The sequence below is a fragment of the Pseudomonas sp. NY8896 genome (assembly GCF_039634505.1).
Window position 1 is genome coordinate 6,443,807 of sequence record NZ_CP132350.1, and the last position, 19,623, is coordinate 6,463,429.

17 protein-coding genes are annotated in these 19,623 nt (G+C 62.3%); 6 read left to right on the forward strand and 11 right to left on the reverse strand.

Annotation, left to right across the window (positions count from 1 at the left end; translation table 11 throughout):
• Window positions 1–2: 2 nt before the first annotated feature.
• Together Q9451_RS29175 and Q9451_RS29180 are read right to left on the reverse strand one after the other, a co-directional pair.
• Entirely contained in the window at window positions 3–305 is a 303-nt protein-coding gene (locus Q9451_RS29175) for a cell division protein ZapA (RefSeq protein WP_012270116.1), read from the reverse strand.
• Window positions 302–532, reverse strand: coding sequence for a hypothetical protein (locus Q9451_RS29180; protein ID WP_012270115.1), 231 nt, complete (start codon window positions 530–532; stop codon window positions 302–304). Before Q9451_RS29180 ends, Q9451_RS29175 begins: the two co-directional genes overlap by 4 nt.
• 265 nt (window positions 533–797) lie before the next feature.
• Between Q9451_RS29180 and Q9451_RS29185 the strand changes: the two genes are divergently transcribed.
• Window positions 798–2,423 carry a methyl-accepting chemotaxis protein gene (locus Q9451_RS29185; RefSeq protein WP_012270114.1) on the forward strand — a complete coding sequence of 542 codons (1,626 nt, stop codon included), beginning with the start codon at window positions 798–800 and terminating at the stop codon, window positions 2,421–2,423.
• Window positions 2,424–2,567: 144 nt separating this feature from the next.
• Here the strand turns inward: Q9451_RS29185 and gbcB are convergent, their stop codons facing one another.
• Window positions 2,568–3,668, reverse strand: coding sequence for a glycine-betaine demethylase subunit GbcB (gene gbcB, locus Q9451_RS29190; RefSeq protein WP_012270113.1), 1,101 nt, complete (start codon window positions 3,666–3,668; stop codon window positions 2,568–2,570).
• 295 nt (window positions 3,669–3,963) lie between these two features.
• On the opposite strand from gbcB, the gene gbcA reads away from it, so the two are divergent.
• Window positions 3,964–5,256, forward strand: coding sequence for a glycine-betaine demethylase subunit GbcA (gene gbcA / locus Q9451_RS29195; RefSeq protein ID WP_012270112.1), 1,293 nt, complete (start codon window positions 3,964–3,966; stop codon window positions 5,254–5,256).
• A gap of 27 nt (window positions 5,257–5,283) precedes the next feature.
• Here gbcA and Q9451_RS29200 read toward each other — a convergent pair whose 3' ends face one another.
• The 7 genes from Q9451_RS29200 to Q9451_RS29230 all read right to left on the reverse strand — a co-directional run bounded on the left by Q9451_RS29200 (window position 5,284) and on the right by Q9451_RS29230 (window position 14,819).
• Window positions 5,284–6,108, reverse strand: coding sequence for an RHS repeat-associated core domain-containing protein (locus Q9451_RS29200; RefSeq protein ID WP_012270111.1), 825 nt, complete (start codon window positions 6,106–6,108; stop codon window positions 5,284–5,286).
• An 875-nt stretch (window positions 6,109–6,983) separates the two neighbouring features.
• A complete protein-coding gene (locus Q9451_RS29205; RefSeq protein WP_012270110.1) occupies window positions 6,984–7,754 on the reverse strand; it encodes an electron transfer flavoprotein subunit beta in 771 nt (256 codons plus the stop codon).
• A gap of 10 nt (window positions 7,755–7,764) precedes the next feature.
• The gene (locus Q9451_RS29210; RefSeq protein ID WP_012270109.1) at window positions 7,765–8,997 is read right to left on the reverse strand and encodes an electron transfer flavoprotein subunit alpha/FixB family protein; all 1,233 of its coding nucleotides are present in this window, start codon (window positions 8,995–8,997) and stop codon (window positions 7,765–7,767) included.
• A complete protein-coding gene (dgcB, locus tag Q9451_RS29215; RefSeq protein ID WP_012270108.1) occupies window positions 8,997–10,949 on the reverse strand; it encodes a dimethylglycine demethylation protein DgcB in 1,953 nt (650 codons plus the stop codon). The genes Q9451_RS29210 and dgcB overlap by 1 nt, the downstream gene beginning before the upstream one ends.
• Window positions 10,950–11,157: 208 nt before the next feature.
• Window positions 11,158–13,218: a dimethylglycine demethylation protein DgcA gene (gene dgcA, locus Q9451_RS29220; RefSeq protein ID WP_012270107.1), complete on the reverse strand. Its 2,061-nt coding sequence runs from the start codon at window positions 13,216–13,218 to the stop codon at window positions 11,158–11,160.
• Between the two features lie 15 nt (window positions 13,219–13,233).
• Window positions 13,234–13,764 carry a DUF5943 domain-containing protein gene (locus Q9451_RS29225; protein WP_008091518.1) on the reverse strand — a complete coding sequence of 177 codons (531 nt, stop codon included), beginning with the start codon at window positions 13,762–13,764 and terminating at the stop codon, window positions 13,234–13,236.
• A gap of 77 nt (window positions 13,765–13,841) precedes the next feature.
• On the reverse strand, window positions 13,842–14,819 hold the full coding sequence (locus Q9451_RS29230; protein ID WP_003257506.1) for a dipeptidase: 978 nt from the start codon (window positions 14,817–14,819) through the stop codon (window positions 13,842–13,844).
• Between the two features lie 284 nt (window positions 14,820–15,103).
• On the opposite strand from Q9451_RS29230, the gene Q9451_RS29235 reads away from it, so the two are divergent.
• A complete protein-coding gene (locus tag Q9451_RS29235) occupies window positions 15,104–15,505 on the forward strand; it encodes a lysozyme inhibitor LprI family protein (protein WP_012270106.1) in 402 nt (133 codons plus the stop codon).
• A gap of 81 nt (window positions 15,506–15,586) precedes the next feature.
• Here Q9451_RS29235 and Q9451_RS29240 read toward each other — a convergent pair whose 3' ends face one another.
• Entirely contained in the window at window positions 15,587–16,531 is a 945-nt protein-coding gene (locus Q9451_RS29240; RefSeq protein WP_012270105.1) for a GlxA family transcriptional regulator, read from the reverse strand.
• Between the two features lie 146 nt (window positions 16,532–16,677).
• On the opposite strand from Q9451_RS29240, the gene choX reads away from it, so the two are divergent.
• The 3 genes from choX (at window position 16,678) to Q9451_RS29255 (ending at window position 19,616) form a co-directional block, all read left to right on the forward strand.
• Window positions 16,678–17,622: a choline ABC transporter substrate-binding protein gene (gene choX / locus Q9451_RS29245; RefSeq protein WP_012270104.1), complete on the forward strand. Its 945-nt coding sequence runs from the start codon at window positions 16,678–16,680 to the stop codon at window positions 17,620–17,622.
• Window positions 17,623–17,747: 125 nt separating this feature from the next.
• The gene (locus tag Q9451_RS29250; protein ID WP_012270103.1) at window positions 17,748–18,632 is read left to right on the forward strand and encodes a 3-keto-5-aminohexanoate cleavage protein; all 885 of its coding nucleotides are present in this window, start codon (window positions 17,748–17,750) and stop codon (window positions 18,630–18,632) included.
• Window positions 18,633–18,650: 18 nt separating this feature from the next.
• Window positions 18,651–19,616 carry an L-carnitine dehydrogenase gene (locus Q9451_RS29255; RefSeq protein WP_012270102.1) on the forward strand — a complete coding sequence of 322 codons (966 nt, stop codon included), beginning with the start codon at window positions 18,651–18,653 and terminating at the stop codon, window positions 19,614–19,616.
• The last annotated feature ends 7 nt before the right edge of the window (window positions 19,617–19,623 follow it).

A 19,623-nucleotide genomic window follows, 5' to 3' on the forward strand; every position in this document is an offset into this window, starting at 1 on the left:
GATCAGGACTCTGCAATGGTCCGCACGATGGCGTCCACCGTGGCGTCGATCTGCGCCTGGGTACGCGCTAGGGTCTGCTGATGCTCTTTCTGCAGCTCAACCTGCTTGGAGCACAGGTTGAGGGCAGCCAGCACCAACAGCTTGTCGCCGATCAGGGTCGGGTACTGACGCTTGGTTTCGTTCAGGGCAGTGTTGAGCATCCGTACCGCCTGGGCCAGGGTTTCTTCCTGACCTTCGGGCGCCTTGATCGAATAGTCGATGCCGAGAATCGACACCACATTGATCGGCTGCTCTTGCAGTCTCATGCGCCGACAACGCCCGCGCTGGCGCGCTCGACCAGGGCCTGGATGCGCGCTGCGGTAGCGCCGTTCTTCTCTTCCTGCTCCATCAGCGACAGCTGCAGGGTTTCGTTCTCTTCCTTGGCCTGGGCCAGTTCCTGGCCGAGGGCGGTGTTCTGCTCGGTGAGTTGAGCGTTTTTCTGCATCAGGTCGCTGACCAGTTGCTCGATTTGATTCAGGGAAGCTTCCAGCATGGGTCTATCTCAGGTTGTTGCGAGGGGCGCACACGATAAAGAAAAGTGCCGCCCATCGCCATTAAATATCGGATTCATAAGGTGTCGAACCCGCAGATTGACAGGGTAACCGCCCCCTTGTTCCGACCTGAGTCAACCGCCGGTCAGGAAAAGGTTAGCTACCTCACAATTTTTGCCGGTCGCACTCAAGACTGGCCGGTCACGACCGATAGCCCGGCAAGTCATGTTTTGTCGCACTTTCCCCCTTGCCTGGATCCTCCTCTCCATGTCCCTACGCAACATGAATATCGCCCCGCGCGCGCTGCTCGGCTTCGCGCTTATCGGCCTGCTGATGCTCGGCCTTGGTATCTTCTCCCTGGTGCAGATGGGCAACATCCGCCAGGCTGGCGTTGCCATCGAGCAAGTCAGTGTGCCCAGCATCAAGATCCTCGACGAACTCACCGCGCTGAACCTGCGCATGCGCACGCTTTCCTACCGCCTGCTGCTCAACCGCGAACCGGAAACCCAACGCGATACCCTCAACCTGCTGGACCAGCGCAACAGCCAGATCGACCGCGCGCGCCAGGCTTACCTGCCGATGATCGGTGCCGCCGACGAACAGGCCGCGTTCGACCAGTACGGCCTGTTGCTCAACCAATACCGCCAGTTGGAAGCGCGCATGCGCACACTGAGCCAGGCCGACCGCCTGGACGAATTGCGCGACCTGCTCAACCGCGATTTGCTGGCCAACTCAGAGCAGATCAACAAGGTCATGGACACCCTGGTACGCATCAACACCGACCAGACCCGCGCCACCAATGACAAGGCCGCCAGCCAGTACGCCGCTGCTTTCGCCCTGGTGATCGGCCTGCTGGTTGCCGCCACCGTCCTGACGTTCGCCTGCGCCTTCCTGCTGACCCGCAGCATCGTCAAGCCGATCGAAGATGCGCTCAAAAGCGCCGAACAGGTCGCCGACGGTGACCTGACCCACATCATCCGTGCCGAAGGCACCGACGAAGCCGCTCGCCTGCTGCGCGCCATGGCCCGCATGCAGGACAAGTTGCGCGACACCCTGCAACAGATCGCCGGCTCCGCCACCCAGCTGGCCTCGGCGGCCGAAGAGCTGAACGCCGTCACCGACGAAAGCGCCCGCGGCCTGCAACAGCAGAACAACGAGATTGAACAGGCCGCCACGGCCGTGACCGAAATGACCAGCGCTGTGGAGGAAGTAGCGCGCAATGCCGTGAGCACTTCGGAAGCCTCCAGTGAAGCCAGCCGCTCCACCGGCGACGGCCGTGACCTGGTGATGGAGACCGTGGGCGCCATCGAGCGCATGAGCGGCGATGTGCAGGCCACTGCCAAATTGATCACTCACCTGGCCGAGCAGTCGCGCGACATTGGCAAGGTCCTCGACGTGATCCGTGGCCTGGCCGACCAAACCAACCTGCTGGCGCTGAACGCCGCCATCGAGGCCGCACGTGCTGGCGAAGCGGGCCGTGGTTTTGCCGTTGTGGCGGATGAAGTTCGGGCATTGGCCCACCGCACCCAGCAGTCGACCAGCGAAATCGAGCGGATGATCGGCAGCATTCAAGGGGGCACGGAGGAAGCTGTGGAGTCGATGCGCACCAGCACCGAGCGTGCCGAATCCACCCTGAACATCGCCCGTGGCGCGGGCATGGCACTGGACACCATTGCCGGCGCGGTGGCGCAGATCAACGAGCGTAACCTGGTGATTGCCAGCGCGGCGGAGGAACAGGCGCAGGTGGCGCGGGAAGTGGACCGCAACCTGGTGAACATCAACGACCTGTCGGTGCAGAGTGCCACCGGGGCGCATCAGACCAGTGCGGCGAGTGCTGAATTGTCGCGCCTGGCCGTGGACCTGAATGGGTTGGTGGCACGGTTCCGTACCTGACCTGAAGTACCTGGGGCCGCTTTGCGGCCCATCGCGACACAAGGCCGCTCCTACAGCTACCGCGCAGTTTCATGGCTTGGGCGATACCTGTAGGAGCGGCCTTGTGTCGAGATGGGCTGCAAAGCAGCCCCCTGCAATCTCGGATCAATAATCGATCCGCACATCCCCTTTCGGCACACTGCAGCACGACAGGATATACCCCTCGGCCTCGTCCTCCTCGGTAATGCCGCCGTTGTGCTCCATTTCCACTTCGCCGCCCAGCTTGAGCACCTTGCAAGTGCCGCAAATGCCCATGCCGCAGGCTTTCGGGATCATCAGGCCAACCTTGGCCGCCGCCGCATGCACGGTCTCGCCTGGGGCAATGCGAATGCTCTTCTCGCTGCCGATGAACTCCACCAGGTTAAGGTCGGATACATCCAGCTCCGGCGCTTCGGCTGCCTGCTCGGCATGCTCGACCGCATCGGCCTTGGCCTCGGCCGGCGTGGCACCGAACGATTCCTCGTGGTAGTTCTTCATGTCGAAGCCGACCGCTTCGAGCATGCGCTTTACCGCCGTCATGTAAGGCGTCGGGCCGCAGCAGAACACCACGCGTTCCATGTAGTCCGGTGCAATCAGTTCCATCAGCCGCTGGTTCAGGTAACCGCGATAACCCGCCCATGGCTCGCCCAGGCCGTGCTTCTCGCAAATGATGTGCAGGCTGAAGTTGGGGATGCGCGAGGCCATCTGTTCCAGCTCGCGGTGGTAGATGATGTCCTTGGGTGAACGGGCGCTGTGCACGAACACCATGTCGACATTGGCGTTGGTGTCGTAGAACCAGCGCGCCATCGACATGACCGGAGTAATGCCCACACCGCCCGACAGGTACAGCGCCTTGCCCGCCGGGAAGTCGATGGCATTGAACAACCCCACCGGGCCATGCACCGGCAGCTCGGCACCCTCGTGCATGGTGTCGTGCAGGAAGTTGGACACCAGGCCGCCCGGCACGCGCTTGACGGTGATCGAGAAGCTGTAGGGCACCGACGGCGAACTGGAAATGGTGTAGGAACGCATCACCGGTTTGCCTTCGATCTCCAGCTCCAGGGTAACGAACTGCCCCGGCTTGAAGAAGAACATGATCGGCTGGTCGGCCATGAAGCAGAAGGTGCGCACGTCCCAGGTCTCCTGGATGACCTTGACGCAGCGCACGATGTGGCGGCCGTTGGCCCAGGTCTGGGTAGTGACCGGATTGAGGAAGGTATCGGACATGTTCATCTCCAGCAGCCGACTATTGGGCTTTTTATGGCTTGGATAATGCGCAAGCTGAGGGCGACGTACATTCCTGCCAGCGACATCGGCGTGCTTATCGCGACCAGCCCCGCGCTACAAGGGCTGGCGCGTCGTAATTCAATTCGGCCATGTCGCCCATGGATACGGTTCGCGGCGCCTTCGGACGCACACTCCACGGCAAAACAACTAGCTGTTTTTCGATAGACAGCCTTGCGGCACCACAACAACGATTAGCCACCTTTTGCCGGCCGCACACGGCCCCGAGGAATACACGATGGACGTCACCGCAACCCTGAGCCTGGGCGATCCACTGGAACCTGCACGCAAGGCCACCGCCGAGATGCTGCAGACCCGCGAGCGAACCTACTCGCTGCCCCAGCCTTTCTACACCGACGAGCGTCTGTTCCAGATCGACATGCAGGAGATCTTCCAGAAAGAATGGCTGATCGCCGGCATGACTTGCGAAATTCCGGCAAAAGGCAACTACATCACGCTGCAGATCGGCAACAACCCGATTCTGGTGGTGCGTGGCGCCGAAGGTAAGGTGCACGCCTTCCATAACGTCTGCCGGCACCGCGGTTCGCGCTTGTGCGTCAGCGACAAAGGCAAAGTGGCCAAGTTGGTCTGCCATTACCACCAGTGGACATATGAACTGGACGGCCGCCTGCTGTTCGCGGGCACCGAGATGGGCGCCGACTTCGACATGAAGCAGTACGGTCTGAAGCCTGTGAACGTGAAGGTCGCTGGTGGCTACATCTTCATCAGCCTGGCGGAAAACCCACCCGCCATCGACGAGTTCCTGGCCACCCTGGAACACTACATGGAACCCTACGACATGGAGAACACCAAGGTGGCGGTGCAAACCACCTTGATGGAAAAAGCCAACTGGAAGCTGGTGCTGGAAAACAACCGCGAGTGCTACCACTGCAGCGGCTCGCACCCGGAGCTGCTGCAAACCCTGCTGGAGTGGGACGACACCAACGACCCGCGCGCCAGCCAGGAATTCAAGGACCACGTGGCCGCCTCCGCCGCCGCCTGGGAAGCCGAAAAGATCCCGTACCTGCACAAGAGCCACGGCCTGCGTAACCGTATCGTACGCATGCCTCTGCTCAAGGGCACCGTGTCGATGACCATGGACGGCAAGCAGGCCTGCCAGAAGCTGATGGGCCGCATCAAGAACCCGGACCTGGGCTCGATGCGTATCCTGCACCTGCCGCACTCCTGGAACCACTGCATGGGCGACCACATGATCGTGTTCACCGTGTGGCCGATCAGCGCCCAGGAGACCATGGTCACCACCAAATGGCTGGTGCACAAGGACGCCGTGGAAGGGGTGGACTACGACCCTGAGCGCATGCGCAAGGTGTGGGACGCCACCAACGACCAGGACCGCCGCCTGGCCGAAGAGAACCAGCGCGGGATCAACTCCACGGCTTACCAGCCAGGGCCGTACTCGAAAACCTACGAGTTTGGCGTGGTGAACTTCATCGACTGGTACAGCGGGCGGATGCTGAACAACCTGGGGGCGGAGCCGGCGGCGTATCTGAAAGAAGTGCAGGCACAGTAAAGTGCGCCAACCAAGCCTGTGTATAAGTCACAGGCTTGGCCTTTCTCTCTGCGCTTGCCGGATATTCGCGCCATTCTCCGTTGTATGAGTGACAATTGAAGCACTCACGGTTGAGCCCGTCCTCGTTAATTCATTCTCGACCATAAAAACCGCCTGTACCGACACCCTTTTCGGGCTGTTCAGAGGGGTTGTCTTGTTCTTTTTCTTCTCGACTCGCCCTGTGAAAATTGTTCTGAGATTCGATCTGGAGTTATTCTTGATGTTCTGCCAGAGCGCCGATCGGTTGTCCCAAAGTGCCTTAGCTATGCGGGTAACCCCACCCGCAAGCAGCAGTCCGGTTCCAGTTGCAGAAACATAAGGGGCTACGGCGACCCCAGCAAAACCGAGCCCAGCCCCCGCGACAGTAGTGGTGGACCCCATCAATGCTAGGCGGGTGGCATTGACCGCAAGCGCCCCTTTAGGTGGAGGGCCAAAGATGAGCGCCGTAGGTGAGACAACATGTAGCGTCGTCGTCAGTAGGCGTTGCAAGAGTGATATCGGTACTTTGCCACTGGGATCAATACGGTTCACCGGATCAGCCTCACAATACATGTACGCATTGAGCCCGCCCTCACCGAACGGGCTCAATCCATCCGGACCATGGAAGCGCATGATCGCCGGATTGAACTGTCGATACCCATTCCCCAGGTGGTAATAGCCCGCCAAGGGATCTCTGTATTCACCGCAGAAGGCACTCATCGGCCCACCTTGGATGTTTACCAGGCCATAAGCCGTATAGGCCCGTCGCACATCAGTCGAATCATTCATGACAGAACGCAGGCTATCGGTCGCCAGCAGGTGCACCAAGTACATACGCGCCACTCCCAAGTCATTGCATTAACGCTAATCGCCTGGAGAGCAATTGGAAACTGGCAAAAATAACAGGTGGACGACATTGGTTATCCACAGAAGTGATCGCTGCGTCTGTGCAAAAAGGCTGAGCCATCAAGAATGCCGATCCGTGCTGTACTGGTTGTTTTTTAACCAACTTTCTAAAGGCCTCATGTTTAAAGGCTCCCAGCCCTCTGCAAACACATTGTCCACAGAGGCACCAACAGAGTTTGTGAGCAACCGACACATTCTCTGCAATTCGGGTGTGGATAAGCGATTCAAAGCCCTCAAAATCAACACGATAGCCTCTTCTTGAATGATTTGGTTACTTTTTAATCGATCCAGTCACCGCCTTTATCTGCGGAGCTTCCAGCCGCTACCGAACAGATTATCCACAGACCCGCTAACAGCGATTGTGGGCAAAATCTGGCGGAAACCAGAACGGCAGCATCCACCACGCCGGTTGAAAGCTGATCATTTTATGATCTAAACCCTGCAAGTACCGTCACGTAAGGCCCCCAGCCATGCGCCAACACTTTATCCACAAATTGGCGAACAGATTCCGTGGGCAAAAAGGAAGATAACGCTGCCAGTTTCCCGAATTCTAGAAATGTGATGGGTAATGCCCACTACTTTGGCATTCTTCAGGAGTGACTTATGCACAGCCGCCAGAGGGGGAGCGGGTGAGCGAGGCACTGGGCTATTGGCCATGAGGGCTTGAAACGTGTAGGAGCGGCCTTGTGTCGCGATGGGCCGCAACGCGGCCCCAAAATCTCGAAACGGGTTCAAGATCGCTGGGGCTGCTGCGCAGCCCATCGCGACACAAGGCCGCTCCTACACGGGGACCGCGTAAGGTTTCAGCGCAGCACGCCCTCTTCCACCAGCAACTTGAGGATGGCCTCGGCGCCTTCCTGTGGCGAAACATCCTTCAGCACCTTGCCGCCGCCACCACTGGCCTTGGCAGTTGCCGCCTTCATCCGGTCCGCACCGCTCTTGGCCTTGATCACCTTCAGCCGCTTTGGCCGCGGGCGCGCCGGTTGCAGCTCGGCCTCAGCCAGCAGTTCATCGTCAACGATGGCCACATTGCGCGCCGCCAGTACACCCCGACGCGCCGGCCCGAAGGCACTCTGGCGCGGCTTGGGCGCCGCGTTATCCACAGTCGCCAGCAACGGCAGGCGCACTTTCAGCCGGCGCCGCTGGCCACGCGGCAGCGCCTGCAATACCTGGGCGGTGCCATTGTCGATCGACTCCACCTCGGCCAGCCCCACGATCAACGGCCAGCCGAGCTTTTCGGCCAGCAGAAACGGCAACATGCCCGATCCTTCACCCGTTTCGGCTTGGCTACCTGTCAGCACCAGCTGTGCCCCGGCATCGCGCAGGTAATCCCCCAGCACACCCAGCACATCGGCACCAGCCGGCTGCTCCAGCACATCCAGATGGTCCAGGCCCATGCCCAGGTAGGCGCGCAGCGCCTCTTCCTGTGGGTCGCCGGCATGCACCACCTGCAAGTTATCCCCAGCCAGTTGCAAACCCAGTTCCACGGCGCGGGCATCCTGCTCGGCGCGGCGGGCGCGGCCAGAGCTTGGGTGGGCACCGATGGAAACCAGGCTGATCACTTTCGTACTCATGCTCGTGCCCTTATGCCGCGTCGCGCTGGCCGCCGCTGCGGAAGTTGTCCACAGCCTCGATCAGTGCCTTGAGAATCGCCGAACTGTCGCCAATTACCGACAGGTCGGCCCGTTTGATCATGTCGCAGCCCGGGTCCATGTTGATCGCCACCACCTTGTCGCAGGCACCGATACCCTGCAGGTGCTGGATCGCGCCCGAGATACCCACAGCCACGTACACGCGCGCGGTGACCCAGGTACCGGTAGCACCCACCTGGCGGTTGCGCGGCATGAACCCGTCGTCCACCGCCACCCGCGAAGCGCCTTCGGTAGCACCGAGGGCAGCGGTGGCCTGGTGGTACAGGTCCCAGTCCTTGACCCCGTTACCACCCGAGACGATGAACTCGGCCTCGGCCATGGCAATGGTGGCCGGGTCCACGGCCACCGAGCCGAGGTCTTCGATACGCGACAGGCTGCGCGCCACGCTTGTGGACAACTCCACCGGCAAGGCTTCGTGGCGGGTTTCGCTGACGGGCTCGGCGCACTCGGCCGACGCCAGGATCAGGCGCGGCACAGTGCGTTGCAGGTCTTGCTGGCCGGCACCGGCGCGGCCAATGCATTGACCATCCTTGACCTGCCACACCCGCGTCGCCGGGCGTTCACCCAGCGCGGCGCCCAGGCGCCGACCCAGTTCGCCGCCACCGGTGCGGCTGTCGGGCAACAGCCAGTGGCGCGGGGTAAACTGGTTATCCACAGCCCGCAGGCCTTGTACCAGTTGCTCTGGTGCATAACCTTCGAAAGCCTCGCCCTCGATGACCAGCAGGCGGTCGACCCCGGCTGTGGAAAAGTTGCTGTCCTTGTGCTCGTTGAAAACCACCGCCAGCACCGCACCGTCGCTGCCGGCCAGGCTGTGGGCCAGGCCAAGCAGGTCGCGGTCGTGGCTGCTCAGGCGGCCACCGACCATGTCCGGTACCACGGCGATGTAGAACGCCGGTGCCGGTACCTGATGCAGTGGCAGCGTGACCTCGGCGGCCGCCGTGCGACGCCCGCCCACACCGGTGCCCTGCTGGGCGCCGCTGCGGTCGATACGCTTGATGCCGGCAGGGCCAATGAAGCCTGCGGCGATCGCATGGGGGTTCTTGCGGAGGATGCCGTTGGGCCCCATCCAGCGAGTTTGCTGTGTCTGCATTGCCGCATGCAGCGGGTGCAGGCGGTTACGGGCGATCCACTCGGCGCGTGGGTCGCGGCGGATAATGTCGCTCATCAGTGCACCTCCGCAGGTTCACGTTTAGCCGTTTGCGGCTTTGGGCCAGTGGGCGCGTCCTCTTCGATCAGCACGTCGGCCACCAGCTCGGCCAGGTCCTTGATCTGCGGGCGCGGCTCGACCACACCTTCGAGCATGGCGGTGCACTGCGGGCAACCCACGGCCACCAACTCGGCCTCGGTCTCGCGGATGTCGTCCATGCGCATGTCCGGGATACGCTGCTTGCCAGGGATGTCGGTGATCGGCGCACCGCCACCACCACCGCAGCAACGGGAGCGGAAGCCCGAGCGCTGCATCTCGCGCACTTCGATACCCAACGCCTTGAGCACTTCGCGCGGGGCTTCGTACTCGCCGTTGTAGCGGCCCAGGTAGCACGGGTCGTGGTAGGTGACGCTGCCGCCCTTGTGCTGGCCGAGGTTGAGCTTCTTGGCCGCGATCAGTTCGGCGATGTAGGTGCTGTGGTGCTGCACCTGGTAGTCGCCGCCCAGGGCGCCGTATTCGTTCTTCAGCACATGGAAACTGTGTGGGTCGCAGGTGACGATGCGCTGGAACTTGTACTTGCCCAGGGTCTGGATGTTGCGCTTGGCCAGTTGCTGGAAGGTCGCTTCGTCGCCCAGGCGGCGCGCCACGTCACCGCTGTCGCGCTCTTCCAGGCCAAGCACGGCGAAGTCCACGCCCGAAGCCTTGAGCACTTTGACGAACGAGCGCAGGGTGCGCTGGTTGCGCATGTCGAAGGCACCATCGCCCACCCAGAACAGGACTTCGGTGGATTGCACCTCCGACAGCAGTTGCAGGTTCAGGTCAGCGGCCCAGTTCATGCGCCCGCCAGGGGCGAAGCCGCCAGGGTTGTCGGTGGCGATCAGGTTGTCCAGCACCTCGGCACCCTTGTTCGGGGTGGCGCCCTTTTCCAGGGTGAGGTGGCGGCGCATGTCGACGATGGCATCGACGTGCTCGATCATCATCGGGCATTCCTCGACGCAGGCACGGCAGGTGGTGCACGACCACAGCGTTTCGGCGTCGACCAGGCCATTGACGATCGGCTGGTGCGGATTGCCGCCGTGTTCACCAATCGGCTTGCCAGGGTACGGGCTGCCGGCGAACTGGGCGTCAGTACCCCCGGCCAGGCCGATGACCATGTCCTGAATGAGTTTTTTCGGGTTCAGCGGCTGGCCAGCGGCAAAGGCCGGGCACATGGCCTCACATTTACCGCACTGCACGCAGGCATCGAAGCCCAGCAGCTGGTTCCAGGTGAAGTCCACCGGCTTTTCAACGCCCAGCGGAGCATTCGGGTCTTCCAGGTCCAGTGGCTTGAGGCCGGTAGAACGGCCGCCGCCAAAACGCTCGGCACGGCGGTGCCAGGCCAGGTGCAGGGCACCGGCGAAGGCGTGCTTCATCGGGCCGCCCCAGGTCATGCCGAAGAACAGCTCCGACACGCCCCACAGTACGCCCAGGCCAAGCACGACGACCATCACCCAGCCGCCGGTATTGGCCGGCAGGATGCCAGCGACCGGCAGTGTGGCGATGAAGAAGCTCGCGGCAAACGCCAGCAGGCTTTTCGGCAGGCGCATCCACGGGCCCTTGGACAGGCGCGAAGGCGGGTTGAGGCGGCGTTTGAAGACAAAGATGGCACCGCTGAACATGATTACCGTGGCCACCAGCAATGCGTAGCCGAGGATTTTGCTCTGCAGGCCGAAGCCGTGCACCAGGATCGCCAAGGCCGCCGACAGCACGAAGCCGCCCGCCGTGGCCACGTGGGTCTTGGACATGTACTTGTCGCGCTCGACCACGTGGTGCAGGTCCACCAGGTAACGGCGCGGCATGGCCAGCAGGCCGCCTATCAGGTCGACCTTGGCGGCTCGGCCACGCCGCCACATGCGCACCCGGCGCAGGGCGCCGAGCACTGCCAGGCCAAGGGCAGCGAACAGCAGGATGGGTAGAAGGGTGTTCAACATGGGAGGCTCCCACAACAGCTAGATTCTTGCGCCACCCCGAAGGCCAGCGCGGACCCCATGTAGGAGCGGCCTTGTGTCGCGAAAGGGCTGCGTAGCGGCCCCAAAATCTATGCTGCTATGGCGATCTTGGGGCCGCTACGCGACCCTTTCGCAACACAAGGCCGCTCCTACACAGGGGGCCAGTCCCGCCTCTAGAAAGGCGGTGCGATCAGAAGTCCTTGCACAGGCGCAAGGCGTCGTAGATCGCTGCATGCACGTTGCGCTGGGCCACGCAGTCGCCAATGCGATACAGCAGGTAACCTTCGCCCGGCTGGCTGAGGATCGGCTGTGGCTTGATGGCAAACAGCGCCTCCACATCGATCTGGCCCTTGTTGCGTGAGCCATCCTTCAGCGCGTAGTACAGCTCCTCATCAGGCCGCACGCCGTTCTCCACCACCACCTGATCGACCACGCGTTCTTCCTTGGCGCCGGTGTATTCGTTCTCCAGCACCGCCACCAGCTTGTCGCCTTCGCGGTAGACCTTTTCCAGCATCATGTCGCCGGTCATGATCACTTCTTTGGGGTACATGCTGCGGTAGTAGGTCGGGAAAGTGGTGCCGCCCATGGCCACGCCCGGCTTGATGTCGTCGGTGACGATCTCGACCTGGCTGCCCTTGTCGGCGATGAAATCGGCCACCGACATGCCGGTGAACTCGCAGATGGTGTCGTACACCAGCACGTTCTTGCCCGGTGCAACCTTGCCGTCGAGCACATCCCAGCTGCTGACCACCAAGCCTTCGGCAGCGCCCCAGTGCTCGTTCTGCTCCAGGAACGAATGCCCGCCTACCGCCAGTACGATGACGTCCGGGCGCAGGTCCTGGATGGTGGCCACATCAGCGGCGGTACCCAGGCGCAGGTCCACTTTCAGGCGCGCCAGCTCCAGCTGGTACCAGCGGGTGATACCGGCAATCTGGTCACGCTGCGGGGCCTTGGCGGCGATGGTGATCTGCCCGCCAATCTGGTCTTTTTTCTCGAACAGGGTCACGTCGTGGCCGCGCTCGGCAGCCACCCGGGCCGCTTCCATGCCGGCAGGGCCGGCGCCAACCACCACCACCTTGCGTTTGACGCCGGTGGTTTTCTCGATGATGTGCGGCACGCCCATGTATTCACGGGAGGTCGCGGCGTTCTGGATGCACAGCACATCCAGGCCCTGGTACTGGCGGTCGATGCAGTAGTTGGCACCGACGCACTGTTTGATCTGGTCGATCTGGCCCATCTTGATCTTGGCGATCAGGTGCGGGTCGGCCATGTGCGCACGGGTCATGCCGACCATGTCCACGTAGCCGCCTTCGAGGATGCGCGTGGCCTGGTTCGGGTCCTTGATGTTCTGCGCATGCAGCACCGGGACCTTGACCACTTCCTTGATACCGGCCGCCAGGTGCAGGAACGGCTCCGGCGGGTAGCTCATGTTGGGGATGACGTTGGCCAGGGTGTTGTGGGTGTCGCAACCCGAGCCAACCACACCGATGAAGTCGAGCATGCCGGTGCTGTCGTAGTACGCGGCGATCTGCTTCATGTCCTCGTGGCTGAGGCCGTCAGGGTGGAACTCGTCGCCACAAATACGCATGCCCACGCAGAAGTCGTCACCGACCTCGGCGCGCACGGCTTTCAGGACTTCCAGGCCGAACTTCATGCGGCCTTCGAAGGTGCCGCCCCATTCGTCGGTACGTTTGTTGACCCGCGGGCTCCAGAACTGGTCGATCATGTGCTGGTGCACCGCCGACAGTTCCACACCGTCCAGGCCACCCTCTTTGGCACGACGCGCAGCCTGCGCGTAGTTGCCGATCACCCGCCAGATCTCTTCCACTTCGATGGTTTTGCAGGTGGCGCGGTGCACGGGTTCACGGATACCCGACGGCGACATCAGGGTCGGCCAGTTGAAGCCGTCCCAGCGCGAGCGACGGCCCATGTGGGTAATCTGGATCATGATCTTGGCGCCATGCTTGTGCATGGCGTCGGCCAGGTTCTGGAAGTGCGGGATGATGCGGTCGGTCGACAGGTTGACCGACGCCCACCATTCCTGCGGGCTGTCGATGGCGACGACGGACGAACCGCCGCAGATCGCCAGGCCGATGCCGCCCTTGGCCTTTTCTTCGTAGTACTTCACGTAGCGGTCGGTCGTCATGCCGCCGTCAGTGGCGTAGACCTCGGCGTGCGCGGTGCTGAGCACACGGTTGCGGATGGTCAGCTTGCCGATCTGAATCGGCTGGAACATTGCTTCGAATGCCATGACGCTATCTCCGGCTTACAACGGCTTTGTTACGAACAGGCCATCTTCGTGGCCTTCTTCCGACCCGCCGTAGACCTGTTCGGCCACGGTGCGGATCTTGCTGCCGCGGGCAGCGAGAATCTGGTCCATCGCGCCGGCGAACCAGCCGGTGAACATGTAGTCGACCTTGCGGCCACACTTGCCATACACGTACACGAACGCCGAATGCTTGAGCTTGACGCTGCAGGTGCCTTTATCCAGGTCGATGTCCTGGATTTCGAACAGGCCCCAGCCACGCTGGCTCAAGCGCTTCATGTAGTGCTCGAACACCGCTACGCCTTCCAGGCCATGGCATTCGGCCTCTTTTTCGCACCAGTGCCAGGCGGACTTGTAGCCAGCCTTGTAGAGGATCTCGGCGTAGGCGTCAGCGCCCAGCACTTCCTCGATGCCGATGTGGTTGTTGACGAAGAAATGGCGCGGCACATACAGCATCGGCAAGGCGTCGCTGGTCCAGACACCGGTTTCGCTGTCGACTTCGATTGGCAATTGCGGGGCGATCTTGGCCATGGAAACTCAACTCCATAAAAATTTTTATTTGGGTGCCCCGGCGTTGCTGGCAGGGGCTATCAGGCTTGGAGAGCGGCTTACTCGCCCCAGACGTCCTTGAGAACGTTGACCCAGTTCTCGCCCATGATCTTGCGCACCACGCGCTCGGAGTGGCCGCGCTTGAGCAAGGTTTCGGTGAGGTTGGGGAATTCGCCCACGGTACGGATGCCCAGCGGGTTGATGATCTTGCCGAAGTTGGTCAGGCGTCGGGCGTAGCCCTTGTCGTGGGTCAGGTACTCGAAGAAGTCCTGGCCGTGGCCCTGGGTGAAGTCGGTACCGATACCGATGGCGTCTTCACCGACGATGTTCATGGTGTACTCGATGGCTTCGGCGTAGTCGTCGATGGTCGAATCGATGCCTTTGGCCAGGAACGGCGCGAACATGGTCACGCCAACGAAGCCGCCGTGGTCGGCAATGAACTTCAGCTCTTCGTCCGACTTGTTGCGCGGATGCTCTTTCAGGCCCGAGGGCAGGCAGTGCGAGTAGCACACCGGCTTTTTCGATTCGAGGATGACTTCTTCGGACGTCTTGGAGCCGACGTGGGACAGGTCGCACATGATGCCTACGCGGTTCATTTCCGCGACGATCTCACGACCGAAGCCCGACAGGCCGCCGTCACGCTCGTAGCACCCAGTGCCTACCAGGTTCTGGGTGTTGTAGCACATCTGCACGATGCCCACGCCCAGTTGCTTGAACACGTCCACATAGGCGATCTGGTCTTCGAACGCGTGGGCGTTCTGGAAGCCGAAGAGGATGCCGGTCTTGCCCAGTTCCTTGGCCTTGCGGATGTCGGCGGTGGTGCGCACCGGCATGACCAGGTCACTGTTGTCGCGGATCAGCTTCTGGCTGGCGGCGATGTTGTCGACGGTAGCCTTGAAGCCTTCCCAGACCGACACCGTGCAGTTGGCCGCGGTCAGCCCGCCTTTGCGCATGTCCTCGAACAGCTCGCGGTTCCATTTGGCAATGATCAGGCCGTCGATGACGATGCTGTCGGCATGAAGTTCGGCTGGGCTCATCAGGCTGTCCCCTTTTATTGAATGGTTGGCGCCAAACCTTGTGCCGGCGCTTTGGGGCCAGCATATGCCTGTGCCCAAAGGCGCCCCGATGCAAAAACGACAGGGGGTTTGCCGAAAGCGTCAACGCGCGACAACACGCCCTCTGGCGCGGCGCCTGGCGATGAGAGACAGTCTCGATAACGACCTTTCTGGCTGCTTTATGAACATTTCGTCAGAGAGCTACCGCCTTGCCCTCGGCTGAGCGAGAATCCCTGCGATTCGTCAGCCTGTTGAGGAGAAAACGGATGAAATCATTGGCATGGCTGGTACTGCTGGCTGTCGTATCGGGCGCCCAGGCCGGCGAGGAAGAAAGCACCCCGTGCGACAACGTCGAAACCGACCAGCAGACCTACGCGTGCGCGGCGTTCAACAAGCAGACTGCCGAGCGCGAACTGAAAGCGGCGTATGACGACCTGATCCAGCGCATCCGCGATCAATATGCCGAAGAAGGCGACCAGGCCACCGCGCTGATCGGGCGCATGGACGCGGCCGAAAAACTGTGGACACAGTTGCGCGATGCGGATTGCAAGGCCGAGACCTATGCCGAAAAGCCAGGGAGCAAGGCGTTCCAGGCGGCTTGGGATACCTGCGTGGCGCAGCGCAGTGATGACCGGTCGGAATACCTGCAGAGCATTGGTCAGCAATAGGGGCTGCCGATGACGTGGGAGCGGCCCTGGGTCGCGAAAGGGCCGCAAAGCGGCCCCAGGTTTTGGGGCTGCCCAAGACCCTCATAGCGCCCGAGCCAAGCGATCCTCCCGCGGGCAACGCTGATACCGCGCCCGGTAGCAGCGGGTAAAGTACGAAGCGGACTCGAACCCGCAGGCTACCCCCACCTCCAGCACGCTCATGTCGGTCTGGCGCAACAGCTGCCGCGCCTTGTCCAACCGCAGGCGCAAATAAAACCCACTGGGTGTGTCGTCCAGGTGCACACGAAACAGCCGCTCCAGCTGGCGCCGGGTCACCTGCACCGCTTCAGCCAGCACCTGGGTATTGAGCGGCTGCTCGGTGTTGCGCTCCATTTCGCCAATCACCTTCACCAGTTTCTTGTTGCTGATGCCATAGCGGCTGGCAATCTGCATGCGCTGATGGTCCTGTCGCTGGCGGATACGCCCGAGCACGAACTGCTCCGACACCTGCACCGCCAGCTCGCTGCCATGGGCCTGTGCAATCAGGTCGAGCATCAGGTCGATCGATGCCGTGCCGCCAGCACAGGTGATGCGCCGTCGGTCGATCTCGAACAGCTCTTGGGTTGCCTGCAGGCTCGGGTAGTTTTCCTTGAACGCCTCCAGCGCCTCCCAATGCACGGTAGCCCGGTGGCCATCGAGCAAGCCAGCTTCCGCCAGCACCACAGCGCCGGTATCGATGCCGCCCAGAATCACCCCGTCATGGTCCAGGCGGCGCAGCGCCTGCTGCAGTGGCGGCCCATAGCAGGCCAACGGGTCGAAGCCAGCCACGATCAGCAAGATGCCGCCCGGCTCGCCGGCCGCCAACGCCGCATCGGCGTTCACCGACATGCCATTGCTGGCCTGCACAGCGCCACCGTCCAGGCTCAGCACCTGCCAGCGATAGGACGGGCCTTTGAAGCGGTTGGCCACCCGCAGTGGCTCAAGGGCACTGATGAAGCCCATGGCCGAGAAGCCTGGCAACAACAGGAAATGAATGATTTGCGGCATTGCATGCTCCACGGCAAAGGTGGTCGCCTCCGTGCAACTGTTGGTCGCCAGGGTGCGATTTTTCACCCTGCCAGCAGCGTAGCGTGTTCACACGGCCCAGAGAGGTCGGAACCCATAACAATATGCACTGCCGATGGAGAGCCACCATGCACAGCTTGATCCGCCGCAGCCTGTTGACCCTTGCCCTGAGCAGCATCGCCACTTCCCCGCTTTTCGCCGCAGAGCCTGCGGCCTGCAAAAACGTCCGCTTGGGCGTGGTCAACTGGACCGACGTCATCGCCACCAGCGCCATGGCCCAGGTGCTGCTCGATGGCCTGGGCTACCAGACCAAACAGACCAGCGCCTCGCAGCAGATCATCTTCGCCGGCATACGCGACAAGCGCCTGGACATGTTCCTGGGTTACTGGAACCCGATCATGACCCAAACCATTACCCCGTTCGTCGATGCCAACCAGGTCAAAGTGCTGGACAAGCCAAGCCTGGAGGACGCCCGCGCCACCCTGGCCGTACCGAAATACCTCTACGACAAGGGTTTGAAGACCTTCGCCGACATCCACAAGTTCGAGAAAGAGCTGGGTGGCAAGATCTATGGCATCGAACCCGGCTCCGGTGCCAACACCCAGATCAAGGCGATGATCACCAAGAACCAGTTCGACCTGGGCCAGTTCCAGCTGGTCGAGTCCAGCGAGGCCGGCATGCTGGCCGCCGTCGATCGCGCCGTGCGGCGCAAGGAAGCCGTGGTGTTCTTCGGTTGGGCGCCGCACCCGATGAACGTGAACATCGACATGGCCTACCTGGGTGACAGCCAGGATGCGCTCGGCCCTGACGAAGGCCGCGCGACGGTGTGGACGGTGACTGCGCCGGATTACGCCGAACGCTGCCCCAATGCCCACCGCCTGCTGGCCAACCTGAACTTCAGCGCCGAGGACGAGAGCCGCATGATGCAGCCGCTGCTCGACCACAAGGATGCGCTGGAATCGGCCCGCCAATGGCTCAAGGACCACCCCGACGACAAGGCCCGCTGGCTTGAGGGTGTGACCACCTTCGATGGCAAGCCGGCTGCGGACAATCTGAAGCTTACCGCTAACTGATCCGGCCCTTTCACAGCACAAGGCTGCTCCTACAGGCACAGCGCCAAGTTCAGGGTCACTGCTGACCCTGTGGGAGCGGGCTTGCCCGCGAAAAGGCCAGCACAGACACCACAAGGAACCGCACCATGAACCACGACGTCATCATCACCTGCGCCCTCACTGGCGCTGGCGACACCGCCTCGAAAAGCCACCTGGTCCCGGTCACCCCCAAGCAGATCGCCGAATCCGCCGTCGAAGCCGCCAAAGCCGGTGCCACCGTGGTCCACTGCCACGTCCGCGACCCGCAAACCGGCCGCTTCAGCCGCGACGTGGCGCTGTACCGCGAAGTCATGGAACGCATCCGCGAAGCCGATGTGGACATCATCGTCAACCTCACTGCCGGCATGGGCGGCGACCTGGAAATCGGCCCCGGTGAAACGCCCCTGGAGTTCGGCCCAGGCACCGACCTGATCGGCCCTCTGGAGCGCCTGGCCCACGTCGAGGCGCTGCTGCCGGAAATCTGCACCCTCGACTGCGGCACGCTCAATTTCGGTGACGGCAACTCGATCTACGTTTCAACCCCCGCACAACTGCGCGCCGGGGCCAAGCGCATCACCGAACTGGGGGTGAAGGCCGAGCTGGAAATCTTCGACACCGGCCACCTGTGGTTCGCCAAGCAGATGATGAAGGAAGGCCTGCTCGAAGACCCGCTGTTCCAGCTGTGCCTGGGCATCCCGTGGGGCGCGCCGGCCGACACCACCACCATGAAAGCCATGGTCGACAACCTGCCAGCCAACGTCACCTGGGCTGGCTTCGGCATCGGCCGCATGCAGATGCCCATGGCAGCGCAAGCGGTGCTGTTGGGCGGCAACGTGCGGGTCGGCCTGGAAGACAACCTGTACCTGGACCGTGGTGTGCTGGCCAGCAACGGCCAACTGGTGGAACGCGCAGCCGAGATCATCACCCGCATGGGTGGCCGTGTACTCAGCCCGGCAGAAGGCCGGGAAAAAATGAACCTCAAGCGCCGCTGATCTTTTCAGGAGACCGATATGCCCTTCATCACCGAGATCAAGACTTTCGCCGCCCTGGGTAGCGGCGTGATCGGCAGCGGCTGGGTCGCCCGCGCCCTCGCCCATGGCCTGGACGTGGTCGCCTGGGACCCAGCCCCCGGCGCCGAACAAGCCCTGCGCAAACGTATCGCCAATGCCTGGCCGGCGCTTGAAAAGCAAGGCCTGGCACCTGGCGCATCACAAGACCGCCTGAGGTTCGTGGCCACCATCGACGAATGCGTGCGCAACGCCGACTTCATCCAGGAAAGCGCACCAGAGCGACTGGACCTCAAGCTCGACCTGCACGCCAAGATAAGCGCGGCGGCCAAGCCTGACGCGATTATCGGCTCAAGCACTTCGGGCCTGTTGCCCAGCGAGTTCTACGAGTCGTCCACTCACCCTGAGCGCTGCGTGGTCGGTCACCCGTTCAACCCAGTCTACTTGCTACCTCTGGTAGAAATCGTCGGCGGCAACCGCACCTCGCCAGAAGCCATCGAAGCGGCAAAAACCATCTACACCACCCTCGGCATGCGCCCACTGCATGTGCGCAAGGAAGTGCCAGGCTTCATCGCCGACCGCCTGCTCGAAGCGCTGTGGCGCGAGGCGCTGCACCTGGTCAACGACGGTGTGGCGACTACCGGCGAGATCGACGATGCGATCCGCTTTGGCGCCGGCTTGCGCTGGTCGTTCATGGGTACCTTCCTCACCTACACTCTGGCCGGTGGCGATGCCGGCATGCGCCACTTCATGTCGCAGTTCGGCCCAGCGCTGAAACTGCCTTGGACCTACTTGCCAGCACCGGAGCTGACCGACCAGTTGATCGACGATGTGGTAGACGGCACTTCTGAACAACTGGGTGAACGCAGCATCGCCGCACTTGAGCGCTACCGTGATGACACGCTGCTGGCGGTGCTGGAAGCGGTGAAAACCAGCAAGGCCAAACACGGCATGGCTTTCGGCGACTGAGGACCAC

Bases quoted from the DNA above. Each gene is read 5' to 3' on its own strand.
- Q9451_RS29175 (WP_012270116.1), bottom strand. From the start codon at position 305: ATGAGACTGCAAGAGCAGCCGATCAATGTGGTGTCGATTCTCGGCATC.
- Q9451_RS29180 (WP_012270115.1), bottom strand. From the start codon at position 532: ATGCTGGAAGCTTCCCTGAATCAAATCGAGCAACTGGTCAGCGACCTG.
- Q9451_RS29185 (WP_012270114.1), top strand. From the start codon at position 798: ATGTCCCTACGCAACATGAATATCGCCCCGCGCGCGCTGCTCGGCTTC.
- gbcB (WP_012270113.1), bottom strand. From the start codon at position 3,668: ATGTCCGATACCTTCCTCAATCCGGTCACTACCCAGACCTGGGCCAAC.
- gbcA (WP_012270112.1), top strand. From the start codon at position 3,964: ATGGACGTCACCGCAACCCTGAGCCTGGGCGATCCACTGGAACCTGCA.
- Q9451_RS29200 (WP_012270111.1), bottom strand. From the start codon at position 6,108: ATGTACTTGGTGCACCTGCTGGCGACCGATAGCCTGCGTTCTGTCATG.
- Q9451_RS29205 (WP_012270110.1), bottom strand. From the start codon at position 7,754: ATGAGTACGAAAGTGATCAGCCTGGTTTCCATCGGTGCCCACCCAAGC.
- Q9451_RS29210 (WP_012270109.1), bottom strand. From the start codon at position 8,997: ATGAGCGACATTATCCGCCGCGACCCACGCGCCGAGTGGATCGCCCGT.
- dgcB (WP_012270108.1), bottom strand. From the start codon at position 10,949: ATGTTGAACACCCTTCTACCCATCCTGCTGTTCGCTGCCCTTGGCCTG.
- dgcA (WP_012270107.1), bottom strand. From the start codon at position 13,218: ATGGCATTCGAAGCAATGTTCCAGCCGATTCAGATCGGCAAGCTGACC.
- Q9451_RS29225 (WP_008091518.1), bottom strand. From the start codon at position 13,764: ATGGCCAAGATCGCCCCGCAATTGCCAATCGAAGTCGACAGCGAAACC.
- Q9451_RS29230 (WP_003257506.1), bottom strand. From the start codon at position 14,819: ATGAGCCCAGCCGAACTTCATGCCGACAGCATCGTCATCGACGGCCTG.
- Q9451_RS29235 (WP_012270106.1), top strand. From the start codon at position 15,104: ATGAAATCATTGGCATGGCTGGTACTGCTGGCTGTCGTATCGGGCGCC.
- Q9451_RS29240 (WP_012270105.1), bottom strand. From the start codon at position 16,531: ATGCCGCAAATCATTCATTTCCTGTTGTTGCCAGGCTTCTCGGCCATG.
- choX (WP_012270104.1), top strand. From the start codon at position 16,678: ATGCACAGCTTGATCCGCCGCAGCCTGTTGACCCTTGCCCTGAGCAGC.
- Q9451_RS29250 (WP_012270103.1), top strand. From the start codon at position 17,748: ATGAACCACGACGTCATCATCACCTGCGCCCTCACTGGCGCTGGCGAC.
- Q9451_RS29255 (WP_012270102.1), top strand. From the start codon at position 18,651: ATGCCCTTCATCACCGAGATCAAGACTTTCGCCGCCCTGGGTAGCGGC.